Genomic DNA, 13,433 nt, shown 5'->3' with positions numbered 1-13,433 from the left:
TGCCCACCGACGCGGCCCTGAGTTGGGAGTGGATGCGGGCGGCGTTCGAGCTGGCCACGCTGCCGCCGCCGGGTCGTGGTGGTGGGCTGCTCGTCGACCTCAGCGGATCGACCGACCGCATCCGCCGGTTGTACGACCAGCCGGACTCGTTGCCACCCGGACAGTGGAAAGCCTGGCAAGCCGCCCGCGAGACGGCGCAGCGCGCCCGCGACGCACACTGGTCCCCCACCCAGGTGGTCCTGGAACGCGCCGCCACCATGGCCCGGCTGCTGCGAAGGCTTTCGCTCACCGCAGAGCAGCGGCAGGAGCTGGCGAGCAACTTCCTGGCGTCGGTGCATCCGGTGCACCGAATCGCCGCGGCTTCGTCACAGGCGGCGCTCTTTGCCGAACTCGAAGATTTCGCCCGCATCGGCGTGTTGGACGCCACTCGGGTGCCGGGAGATGCCGACGAGAGCGTGGTGCAGGAGGTCCGCGCCGCGATCGAAGCCATGCCCGACCGACCCGTTCTCGACTGGGCCTGGCTGAGCGCCGCGCTGGCGCTCGCCGAGGTGGTGACGGCGAACGGTCTGTACGACGTCGTGTTTGGTGGTGGGCTACAGGCCGTGTTTCGGGCGATTCCGCAGGACGTCGGGCAACGCCTGCGGCCGTTCTACGGCTCGCCCCGCCAGGAGCAGCCGAGCCCGCGTTGGCCGTGGTCTCGCAAACGTGGGACCGAGCCGTCGTCCGAACTGTCGTCCGAACAGGGACTTGCCTGGCGGGCCGCGCTCGCCGTTGCCCACGCCGTCCGGGAACTCGGGCTCACCAGCGCCCGGGACATCTTCGCGCACCGGATGGCGACGATCCACGCGCTGCTCCAGCACGACGATGTGCCCGAGGCGACGCGGAACACCCTGGCGCGGGACTTCGTCGCCGCGCTCAGCCCGGACGAGAAGCATTGGCTCGGCGAAGACCAATCGGCGGGCTACGACCTCCAGCAGTGGGCACGCCGGGCCTCGGACATCACCGCCTCGGCGCTGCCGGACGGCATGTTGCGGGGCGACTGGAACCCGAACGCCAGCCCCGATGACGCGGCAGCACGCCTGGCGGAGGCGATCAGCCTCGCCGAGCAGGCCGGAGCGTCCGCGTTCGGTGGTGAGGCGGACGTCACCACCACCGGTAACACCGTGGACCTCGACGTTGCCGGCGTTCGCGTGCGCCTGCGGCTTTCCGTAGGTGACCTGTCCGACCCGAAGCACAGCGTGCCGCCCGCAGCCCGCTCCCAGATGATCGGGAGCACTGAAGACGGGCGGGTGGTGTGGGACGTCACCGTCGCGGCCGGGATCCGTCCCGGCGACGTGGAACGAGCGCTCGCCCACGAGATGCGGGAGATCTTCGCGCTTCAAACCAGGGTACCGCCGGCAGAGGCACACTGGTTTGGCCGCGTCGCGGAGTTCGATGTCGTCGCCCGTCAGGTGCTCGACCAGCCTTCCGACACGCCGGACGACGCCGGCAAGGTGTGGCCGTGGTTGTCGGCGGTGTTCGAGCTCGCGGCGTTGGACAAGGAACTGGGTACCGACCCTGATCGCAGGGCGGAGCGGCGCGCCTGGGCGATCAGCAACTCCCAGAACCCCGAGCAGCTCGCCGGAGCCTTCCGTCTCATCGACGCCGCCAATGTCGCTGGCGAAGTGCAGCAGTCGGACTGGCGAACGGCCGCCATTCGAGAGGCCGTGGCAGCCGTACACAAGGGATCGGGCGAGCTTGATCCGCGGCTTATGGCACTCGCGCAGCGCGATGCGGTCCTCGCGGGAGTACTGAGGCGCGTCTCCTGGAACTGGCAGGCTCGGCTGGCCGTTCTCTCCTCGTACGCGGCCGACCAGCCACCTGACATGCAGAACTCGGCCTGGGCGGGCTGGCCGCAACTCCTGCTCGGTTCCGAGTTCGGTCACTTCGAGATCCGTGACTCGTCGGTCGCGGTCACCGACGACGCCATCACGATCCGCCTGGAGGTGAGCACCGGCGGCTACCACGACGAGGGGGTCGTGGAGCGGAGCCTGGTCCGCCGCGAGGACGGCACCCTCGCCTATCGTCGTGATCACACCGACCGACGGTTCGGTCCCGAGTTCGTCGACGTGTTCGACGGCGCGATCGAGCCGCTGCTCCGGGAACTCGGCGTGGTCAGCGTCCAGGCCAGCCGGGACAGCATCGATGCGGCCGCCGACGACTTCCGACTCGACCCCGACTCGCTCGGCGGTGTGCTGAACCGACTGGCCGTCGAGGAAGCAGCCCTCGGTCGAGCGATCAGCGAGGAGATGAGCCCGCATCAAGACAGCCGCTACGTCCGGTACAACGATCTGGAGCTGCGGGCACTCCAGCGCGAGGTGGCTGACCTCCGTACCGCTCTGGTGGAAAGCCCAGGGGCGGTTCCCCTCGGACGCCTGATCCGGCTGGGCTGGCGGCTGGAGGACGGAGCCTGGCCGTCGGCCGACGGGGCTGTCGAGTTGCCGTGGGAGTGGCGAGTCTCCGGAGTCAGCCCGGACCGCACTGGCTGGCCGGGGGGACGGGTTCTGGACGGCCTTGACTGGACAGCGACTCGGCCGATCCGTCCGTCTTGGTCCGGCCCCCGCCGACTGGCACTCTGGCAGGCGAGCCAGGCGGTGGAGATAGAACCAGTCGCCGGATCCACCCTGCGACCCGACTTCGTCTCGGTAGGCGATCCATCCCGGGTGCTGACCGCCGGTCTGGCCGCGCTGCGTGACGAGGCCAGCCACCATGGTCGGTTGATCATCGATCCGGTGGTGCCACGGATGCGGGATGGCGAGATCGAGTACGGGGTGCGACTCGGTTTTCAGCCCGTTGGTTCCATTACTCCCCGGGTGCAGTTGGGATCGGGACTCGACAACCAGGCGACCGTCATGTTCGAGGTCGATGCTGGCGCGGTCTGGCAAATGACGGTCAGCCAGGAGGGCCCACACGTCTACCGAATCACCGTCGGCGCGGGGATCGATGTGGCGCAGGTGCGCCCCGTGGTGACGGCGGCGCTGCGGCTGATCGAGGCGGGATTGCGCGACGAGGCGGTGGATTCCCCGCCAGACCTGTTCCGTTCTTACCTCGCCCACGCGTGGGCGAGGCAGATGCTCGCGAGCCGCGGACTGACCTGGACGTGGATGCAGGCGGCGTTCGAACTCGCGGCGTTGCCGTCGCTTTGGGTCGACGGGCGTGTGGAGTCGCCCATCGGGCTCGACGGCTCGACTGCGCTGCTTCGACAGTTGCACGGTGAGCCAGATTCGTTGCCGGCGGGCCAGCGCGAAGTCTGGCTGGCCGCCCGGGAGATGGCCCGCCGGGCCCGGGACACGATCTGGTCTTCCGAGCAGGTGATGCTCGAACGCGCCTTCGTGGTGGCGCAGGTACTACGCACTGCCCCGCTGCTCCCGGAGCAGCGGCACGATCTGGCCCGGGAGTTCCTGCAGTCGGTTCCTCCGGCCCACCGGATCGCGATCCTGAACAGCTATGCCGGGCACGCGACGCCGCTTGCCGAGATCGAGGAACTCGGCCGTCACGACGAACGTGAGTATCCGTGGGAGCAGCTCCGCCGCCGCGAGGATGCGTTGCAGGCGGTCTCCGCAGCGGTGCGGGGAATGCCGTCTGGCTCAAAGCTCGACTGGACCTGGCTGCGGTCCGCGATGATGCTGGCGGATGCGGTCGCGGGGGCGGGCTTGGATCAGGTCACCTCCGGGGGTTGGCAGGCGACCCTCTTCACCTCCCTTCCGTACGAGATCCAGAACTGGTTGCGGCCGCTTCATGGGCTGCCACCCCGTACCGACAAGTCGCGGCTCATGTCCCGTCGTCACCGCCCACCGGTGCTCTCACCTGAGCAGGAACTCGCCTGGCAGGCAGCGCTGGCCTTCGCCGCGAGCTTCCCCCGGCCCGGCAGAGTCGAGCCGGAGGAAGCGTTCGTACACCGGGCGGCGACCCTCAACGCGCTCCTCGCGCACCTCGGCCTGCCCAGGGAGACGAAGCATGCGCTGGCGGAGGACTTCCTCCGGAGTCTGGAACCGCAGGAGCAGAGCTGGCTCGCGAAGAATCCGCAGTTGCACCTCGACCTCAAGCTGGCGGCGGGCTACATCACGTCCGGGGCGGTGGCGGATTCGCCGTACCAGGGTGATTACCAGCCGGATACTCCGGGGGGTCGTCAGGAGCGTGCGGAGTTGGCAAGGGAGTCGTTGGGTGAGGCCGCGCGGGCGGCGCTTGGTGAGGATGCGACGGTCACTCCGGTCGCGGGTCGCCCGGGAGTGGTGCGGGTCGATTCGGCGGGTGAGTCCGTAGAGCTGGAGCTTGGGGTCGACGATCTCTCCGATCAGGGTTTTGCGGTGCCGCCCGCGGCGATGTCGCGTCGGTTGGGTGGCCGGGCTTGGTCGGTGGTGCTTGGGGCTGGGCTGCGGTTGCGGGATGTGACTCGTGCCTTGGCTCATGAGATTCGTGAGATCGTCGCCCATGAGCGTGGAGCTCCGCCGGACGTGGCTGACCTTCTTGGTCGGGTTGCCGAGTTGGAGGTGCTTGCTCAGCAGGTGACGGATGTGCCGGGGGATACCCCGGAGGATGCCTCCAAGGTGTGGCCATGGCTTTCTGCGGTGCTGGACTTCGCGGCGTTGGATCGGGAGTTGGATCGGGACGTCGTCGGTCGTCAGACGTTGCGGGATTGGCTTGTTGGTCAGGTCCGGGAACGTGGGGGTGGCCGGGAGGCTGTCGCCCAGCTGTCCTTCCGGGATTTGCTGCTCAGCCAGGCGCAGGATCAGGGGACTCTTGCCCAGGCGTTCCGGATGTTCGACGCCGCTGTCGGGTCGGGTTCGGATACGTCGGGGTTGCAGTGGCAGATGCTGGCTGTCCGGGACGCGGTCGACAGTCTTCAGGAGGACCCGACTGGGCCGATGAGTCAGGCTCTGACGCAGCTGAACCGCGACCGGGTCGTGGCGGGCCTTCTGGGTCGTCTCTCCTGGGATTGGCAGGCTCGGCTGGCTGTTCTCAACGCCTACCTCGCTGACCTGTCACCTGGGGATCATTCTCCTGGGTGGCCGGGGCTGCTGCTGGCCCACCAGCATGGTGAGTTTGCCATCGTGGGTTCGTCTGTGTCGGTTGCCGAGAGTGCGATCACGATGCATCTTCGGGTGCGGCGTGGCGAGAACGACGAACCGGTGGATGTGGTTCGGAGTTTGCTGCTGGGCGAAGACGGTGGTCTGTCCTATCGCCGTGACGATACCGACCAGGGCCGGTCGGATGTTGCGGAGGCCTTCGACCGGGCTATCGCGTCCCGCCTGGCCGAACTCGGCGTGGCGAACATCGACGTCGGTGCGGACTCCGCAGTGGTGTTGAAACCGACGCGGTTGACAGGACGGGTGCTGACCGCGGTTCGGGACGTGACGGCGATGCTGCCGGGGCTGAGTGCGAGTCCACCCGACGTGTCCGGCTTGTCCTCTGGTGACAGTGGTCCGATTACTGCTACGGCGGTGCCGAACGGCACCTTCCGTGGCGACTGGGACCCGTATGCCAACCCGGATGACGCCGACGGACGCTTGGACCGGGCCATGTCAGGGGCGGGGCAGGCCGCCCGAGCGGCGTTTGGCAAGTATGCCCACGTCACCCCGGTCTCCGGTGCCAGTAACACGCTGGACCTCGACACGCCGACCAAGTCCGTGCGGCTGCTGCTTACGATCGGTGACCTGTCCGGGCAGGGCCACGAGGTGCCGCCCGCCGCCATGTCGCAACGCCTTCCTCGACTGGACGACGACGGTCCGGTGGAGTATGAGGTGACCATCGCCGCAGGGATTCGCCCCGATGACATCGAACGCGCTTTTGCCCACGAGATGCGCGAGATCGTCGCTCTCGAATCCGGTGCCACGCCCCACCTGGCACATCAGCTCGGGCGGGTCGGCGAGATGGAGGTACTTGCCTACCAGGTGCTTGATGAACCATCGGACGATCCAGATAATGCCGGCAAGGTGTGGCCATGGCTGTCAGCGGTGTTCGAGTTTGCCGCCCTGACCAAGGAGTTTGCCACCGATCCCCACCAAGGACCGGGCTGGCGTGTCTGGGTGACCAACAATGCCCAGAACCCCCACCGGCTTACCAGAGCCTTCCAGCTCATCGACACCGCCACCGAGGTCGATCCGGAGACGCAGCCCCCGGACTGGCGGAGGAGCGCGGTTACGGCTGCCGTGAGGGAGGTCTTCGCGGAGCACCGCGCACGTCAGGCACTGCTCGACCTGCGTACGGACGTGCTGGCAGACGTGGTGCGCAACCTGCCATGGCGTTGGTGGGCCCGGCAGCGGGTGCTCCGGTCCTTCCTGGCCGATCTACCCAGCAGTGCGATAAGGCCACGCGATCGTCTGGCGATGGCCCTGATCGGCAGGACGTACGGCGAGTTCGAGATCATCAACGCGTCCGTGGTGCCCTTCGACGGTTCGATCGTCGTTCACCTGCAGGTGAGTCACCCCGACGAGGACGATGTCCTCGTCGTCGTCCGGAGCCTGACGCTGCGCGACGACGGCAGTCTCATCCTCCGTCGTGAACAGACAGCTAGGCCGTGGCTGGCTACGGCGCCGCGAGTACTTGACGACTTCGATGCGGAGCTGGAGCCGCAGCTCGCGAAGCTGGGTGTGGTGGCGGTCCAGGCGGGGCTGGGCAGCATCGACTCGAATCCCGCCGGGTACATCGTCGACAATGACGCATACGCCGGCATCCTGCCCCGGCTGAACGCCGAGGCGGAGGCGCTCGATCGGGCGATTCACGACTCCGGCTTCGCACTCATGGACCCGCGATTCTCCCGATTCACCGCAGACGAGCTGAATGACCTACGTGCCGAACTGGGACAGATCCGATCGGCGCTGCTCACCGTTGGCATGGAGCTACCTCTCGGCCGCCTGATGCGGCTGGGGTGGCGGGAGGGGGACGGCAGTTGGCAGTCCGTCCTGAGGCCCGGCGATCCGCGTTCCGTCTCGGCCGGAACGTACCAGTGGCTCGGAGTGCGGCTACTCGACGGCAACGACTGGACCGCGACCCGGCCGATTCACGAGGAGATAGCCGACGCCCGGCACAGCGAGTTCTGGCGGGAGGCGGTCCGTGGACAGGTTGCTCTTCGACCCGTGCCCGGATCGGCGCTGCGACCCGCGTTCCTACCGATAGGCAACGCGGCCCAGGTGACGGCGCTTGGCCAGCGCATGCTGCTGGCGCAGACCCGTGAGTCCGGTTATGTCGTCGTCGGCTTCGTGACCGGTGGTGTGGAGATCGATTTTGGTCTTCACCACACCGCGACCGTGGCTGTCCAGGCGGTCCCGTCCCTGGCGGTGCCCATGGTCGTGCACCAACTGGGGGCGCGGAGCTATCGGATCGATGTCGACGCGCGGATGGACCTGGCCCAACTACCCGTGGTGGTCGACGCGGCGTTGCGGTCGATTCGAGCCGGGCTACTGGGTGAGCACGTAAATTCAGCGCAGGGCCTGCTGCAGACATACCTGGCCCGGGCGTGGGCGTCCCGGATGCCGACCGGTGACGAGCTCAGCTGGGCCTGGCTCGGGGCGGCGTTCGAACTGGCGGCGCTGCCACCGCTGCGGATCCCGGAATCCGAGCTGTCCCTCGACCTTGACGGGGTGAACGGCCTGCTCCGACGGCTGTACGAACAGCCCTACTCGTTGGTAACGGGCCAGCGCGAGGCCTGGTTGGCCGCCCAGATGGTCGCCCGACGTGCCGTCGAGGCGGAACGGGCATGGTCGCCGGAGCGGCTGCTGCTTGAGCGCGTTGCGGCGGTGGCGTGGTTACTGAGCGAGCAGTCGTTGTCACCGGCACAGCGGCAGGAACTCGCGGCCGGCTTCCTGGCATCGGTCCACCCCGTCCACCGAGCCTCGATCGCCGCCCTGCTCGCCGCCGGCCCGTCGCTCGCCGCCTCGGCCAGTGTCAATGCGCCGCGATCCGCTCTGGTCGGCGTAGGTCCGTCGCGCGTTGGCGAGATCGAGGCCGTCGCCCCCGCCGTCGAGTTGGACCCCTCGGCGTTGGCAGCCGTCCGGGAGGCCGTCCGCGCGATGCCGGCCCGGCCGGTCCTGGATTGGGAGTGGATCGATTCGGCGCTGGTGCTGGCCGAGGCGGTCGTAGCCGCCGGTCTCGACGACGTGGGCTCTGGCAGGTGGGTGGCGGCCGTGTCCGGGCCGATTTTGAGCGGGGTCGAGAACCGGCTCCGATCGCTCCACGACCTGCCGCAGCGTTCGCGGCCGTTCCGTCGCAACCAGGTACGTACTGTCTCGGCCGAGCAACGGATCGCCTGGGCGGCTGCGCTGGTCACGGCCCACGGTGCCCGGGACCCGCACCGCGACGGTGCGCAGGACGCGTTCCTGCGGCGAGCGACGACCCTGGCCGCGCTCATCGGGCATCACGAAATCCGTATCACGCTGGGACGCGATCTCGCGAGGGAATTCATCCAGAGCCTCGGCCCGGCCGACCTACGCCGTCTGGACGCAGACACCACGTTGCGTTTGATCGTCAACTGGGCGCAGCTGCCCGACCCGATCACCGCCTCAGCGGTGCCAGGGGGCTTGTTGCGGGGGGACTGGACTCCGGACCCGGGCGCCGAGGACGTGGCGGCGCGGCTGGCGGAGGCGGCTGGACTCGTCCGGCAGGCAGCTGGTTCGGCGTTTGGCGATGAGGCGCGGGTGACCCTCACGTCGGACGAGCACGAGCACACTGTGGACCTCGATGTACCCGGTTTCTCGCTGCGGCTGAAGTTGTCCGTCGGTGACCTGTCGGGGCCGGCGCACGAGGCGCCACCGGCGGCCATGTCCCGACCAACGGCCCAGGCCGAGGATGGGCGCGTGGTGTGGAAGGTGGTCGTCGCGGCCGGGATCCGGCCGGACGACGTCGAGCGGGCCCTGGCGCATGAGATGCGCGAGATCGTGGCGCTTGAATCCGGCGTCCTGCCGGGGGACGCGCACCGGTTCGGACGGGTGGCGGAGTTCGAGGTTCTTGCCCGCCAGGTGCTCGACCAACCGGCGAACACGCCGGACGACGCCGGCAAGGTGTGGCCGTGGTTGTCCGCGGTGTTCGAGTTCGCCGCCCTCGACAAGGAACTCGGTACGAGTGTCCACGAGCGGGACCAACAGCGGGCGTGGGCGATCAGCAAGGCGCAGGATTCTCATCAGCTGGCCGAAGCGTTTCGGCTATTGGACGCCGCTACCTCCGTGAGCTGGGAAACCCAGCCAACGGACTGGCGGATGTCGGCCGTCCGGGACGCTGCGGTGACCATGCGCGGGGGAGCGCCCGGGCGGAGCGGGCTGTATGCGATGGTCGAGCGACGGCACCTCGTCCTGACACAGCTGCTGTCACGCCTGTCGTGGGACTGGCGCGTCCGGCTAGCGGTCCTCGACGCCTACACGGCCGATCTACCGTCCGGTGTGCATGACCCGGGATGGCAGGGCTGGCCCCAGCTTCTACTTGGCGCACAGCTCGGACCTTTCGAGATCCGGAACTCGTCCGTAATCGTCACGGAGGGAGCGGTTACCGCGCACTTCGAGGTACGCGTCGACATCGGCGGACAGTTGGGGGTGGGCCATGTCAGCCGGAGCCTGGTGGTCCGTCCGGACGGTAGCCTCGTCTACCGCCGAAACCATGCGGACCACCGATTCACGGCCGGGATCCTTGAGGAGTTCGACCAGGAGGTGACGGCACGCCTCGCGAGCCTTGGCGTGACGCTCGCGCGCGACGGCGGCACGACCGTCCGCTTCCCCGACGGCCGTACCGCCTCGGTGGAGTTCGCCCATGGCGGGTCCAGGACCGAGGTGCGGCTGCTCGGGCCGGCCCCCGGGCCGGACGGGCTGCCGCTGCGCGGAGCAGACGGCCGGGCCACGATTGCCGCCCGGATCCAGCTCTCGCCAGCGGACGACTCGGGAGCGGGACGGCAGCGGGCGCTGGCCGACCTGCACGCAAAGCTCGTGGTGGATGCGGAGGCCGGTCCGTTCTTCGTTACGCAGATGGTCCGGGAAAGCAGTCCCGAGTTGCTTGCTACGACGGCGGCGGCCCTGGACGCGGCAGCCTCAAGGATCCGTTCGGGGCTGGCCCGGATCGACACCGGCCTGACGATGGTCGGGCACGGGCACGACGGTATCCGGAATGAGCTGATGGTCCGGACGGCGGACGGTCACCACCTGACCGTCGAAGTCACCTTCGATGCGCTGCCCGCCACCCATACGCACCGCGTCGACGGGTCGAGCCGGGTCCGGATCACCCTTTCGGACTCTGTCGCGGCCGATCCGCGACGGCTGGCGAACCTTCTCGCTGTCCAAGTGGTCGGTGCGGTGGCGCGACTCACCATGGACGGTCGCGGCGAGCTGGCCACGATGGCCGCGGTCGAGCAGGCCCTGCTCGTCGGCGAGCCGGACGCGGCGGTGGGGTTGCTCGCCGAGAGCGGGCTACTCGGTGACCAGCCGCGGGCCCGGCAGCGGGTCGAGGCGGTACGACGGCAGCTGGCGAAGATGGATGCTGCGGTTGGCCAGCGGCTGTTCGACACACGCGCGGAGGCGAGCGGGCCGACCGTGGTCGGCGCGCTTCAGGCCGTGCTCGCCGTCGCATCCGGTCTGGCTGGGGAGTCTGTCGTTGGTGCCGCCATCCGGGACGTCTCGGCTCCGGTGGTGACCGTGCGGGTCGGCGACACGGTGTCGCGCCTGCCCGTGGAGGTCGTCGCGCCGGGCGACCGGAGCTTCGCCGTCCGACTGGTGACGGAGCCCTCGGGCGATGTGCGCATCCAGGTGCGCCTCGATGCGAGCGATCCGGCGATCCTGGTCGACACGGCCGGTGTCCTGGCCGAGCTTGGTCGTCTCGCGGACGACTCGTCGGCGGAGGCCGTTCATGCCGCCCGTGCGGCGGCCCTGACCGCGCTGTTCCAGGTTGCCTCGCGTGCCGAGCGCATCATGATCCGCCGCTTCGCCGCCACGATGCCCACCCCGGACGAGGCGGCACGTCGCGAACTACTGGCTGAACTGCGCCGCCTGGACCGTCGACGTGGGACACGGCTGGACCAGCCGCTCGGCGTCCCGAGCACCCGAAGCAGAAGCTTCGCCGCGAAGGTGGTCCGCCGGATCACGCGGTCCATCGGCACCAGCGGCAACACGTCGTTCACCGGAGCACACTTCGACCGCGACCCGACCAGCATCCTGATCAGCGTGACCACGGGCACCTTCGGTGACCTGCTACAGAGCCAGGTCGATGGCACGCTGGCCAAGCCGCTGCCCGAGGTCACGCTCGCGCTCGACCCGGTGGCACCGGCCGATCCACGACCATCCGCGCGGGTCAAGGGCATGACGGTCGCCGAGGCGGTGAAGAGTCGGATCGTGTACGGCGCCGCCGGGGCCACCGCCGTGACGGGCTTCATGCTGGGGGACGATGCTGGTCTCGGCATGATACTCACCGGCTCGGCCCTCATGATCGGTGCGTCGCTGGCGCAGGCGGCTACGGACCATATTGCTGATCCGTTCGAGAAGAACGTCATGGTCAAGCGGGAGGAGTTGGAGCAGCACGAACCGGACCGTGTCCGTGACTCCGCGGCGGAGGCCGTCTACTACCTCGTCAACCGTATTCGCTCCGAGGTGGATACACCGAGCGAGTTGACCCGGACGCACCTGGTGGAGGCCCTGACCCATGTCCGGGCAATGATCGACCGGACGGCACCGGAGGTGGCTCACCGATTGGCGGAGATGCGGCAGCGGCGTAGCACGGCCGTACGGGTCTCGCGCCGGGTGCACCGGGTGACCGGCCGCGGGACAGCGCACACCACCATCACGTACGAGATGATCCACCTGCCCCCGGCCATGCCACCCGCGCTGACCAACCCGGGCCGCATCTTCGCCTATCTTGGCGCTGGTCAGGCCCCCTCGTTCTACGTGGGCTCACCCGAGTCACCCATGCTGATGGCGGCCAACATGTTGGCCGCCTGGGGCCGCGGCCCGAGCCTCGGCCGGGGTTGGAACGAGGCCGTGGCGCGGATGGTCGAGGACGCCGCGACGGTCCGCGCGGCTCGTGCCCTACACCACCTCCGCCAGGCCGAGGAGGCGATCCAGGCCATTCTCGATCCCGACCGGGGCCGCCAGGCTCGGCCGGAACCGCCGTCCGGGCGTTCGGCCCGCAGCGAGCAGCAGCGACGGGACCGGGCAGCAGGCATCCCGTACGAGCTGTCCCCGGCCACACAGAGCCCAAAGTGGATCCGGGCCTTCGTCGGTTCGGTGGTCGTTGCGTCCCCGATCCTCCTGATCGGCATTCCCGGCGGGAACGTGGCGTTCTGGGTGGCCGGACAGGCTTTCGCGGACGCGCTGGCGGGTGCCGCGGAGATGCTGGGTGCCCGGATGGAGACGCTCGACGCGCGAATCGACCGCGACGTCCAGCTCACCGAGGCGGCGGACCGGCTGCCGTTCACGATGGACGAGCTTGCCGATGCCGCTCGGAACCGGGCGGAGATGGGGCGGACTGCGAACGGGCAGATCGTCCCGATGATCGTGCCGCCGTCGCCGACCCCGGCCGAGCGTCGCCACCATCTGCGGCGTGAGGTCGTGCACACGACCGTCCGTGGCGGGACGGGCCTCCAGCGGGCACTCGTCTCGGATCTGGGCCTCGGGCCGTCGTTGCGGCCCGGCGACAACGATCCGGACGGCGTCCGTCTGCATCGCCGCGACGCACTCGCGGTGAACCGACTCGTCGAGGTCGCCCGGGACCTCGCCCACGTGGTCGACAACCCGGTCGAGATAGCGGGGGACATCCCGCCGGGGATGCCACGCCGGCGTCGGCCGGTGGCGCAGGCCCCAACGATGCTGCGCGGCTACCTCCGGCTGGAGCTGGCACGGCTGGGTCTGCTGGCTGAGCAGGCCGGCTCGCAGGCCCGTTGGAACGCGGTCGCGGCGGACATCCGGCGGCGGTTCGGCCTCGACCTCGCCACCGATGAGCTGGAACTCGCTACTCTGCGTGCGCCCTACGACGCCTGGCCGAACCGGCGCGCGGCTGAGGCCGTGCGTACCTGGGTGGACACCGCACGCCAGAGCGATCCACTCGGCCACGCGGTCGTCACCGCGCTGGACGTGATGGCTCGCAACGGCTGGCTCTCGCTGGGGCCGGTCCTGGACGACGCCGACGGGGTGCGACACATCCGGGCCGGAGCTGGCGGTCTGTTGCATGTCGTGACCCGTGATGGCGAGTTCGCGCTGGATCTCACCGTCCACGACAGCGGGTCACCCGAGGTCATGGCCACGCTGGAGCCCGTGTCGGACGGGCCGCACCGCCTGCGGCTGCACCCCACGCTGCTGGGCGAACCGGGGATGCTGGCGGTCGTGCTGCGGGCGGCCGCCGACCGGTGGCTTACCGATGGCCTGACTGGTTCCACCCCACTGATGCTCTTCCGCCCAGGAGACGGTGTGGCCCAGTCTCGCCGGAGGTGA

The 13,433-nt window shown here is 69.3% G+C and carries 1 protein-coding gene (cut by a window edge); it reads left to right on the top strand.

All coding sequences use genetic code 11. The annotated features are described in order from the left end of the window. Positions 1–13,433, top strand: the end of a protein-coding gene (locus FHR38_RS04190) for a WXG100-like domain-containing protein (RefSeq protein ID WP_184532934.1). It extends 28,030 nt beyond the left edge of the window; only the last 13,433 of its 41,463 coding nucleotides appear in the window; the start codon falls outside the window, past its left edge; the stop codon is at positions 13,431–13,433.

This window comes from Micromonospora polyrhachis (genome assembly GCF_014203835.1).
Lineage (GTDB): Bacteria > Actinomycetota > Actinomycetes > Mycobacteriales > Micromonosporaceae > Micromonospora_H > Micromonospora_H polyrhachis.
Note: the sequence above shows the minus strand (reverse complement) of the source record. Positions and strands in the feature narration are given on the sequence as shown.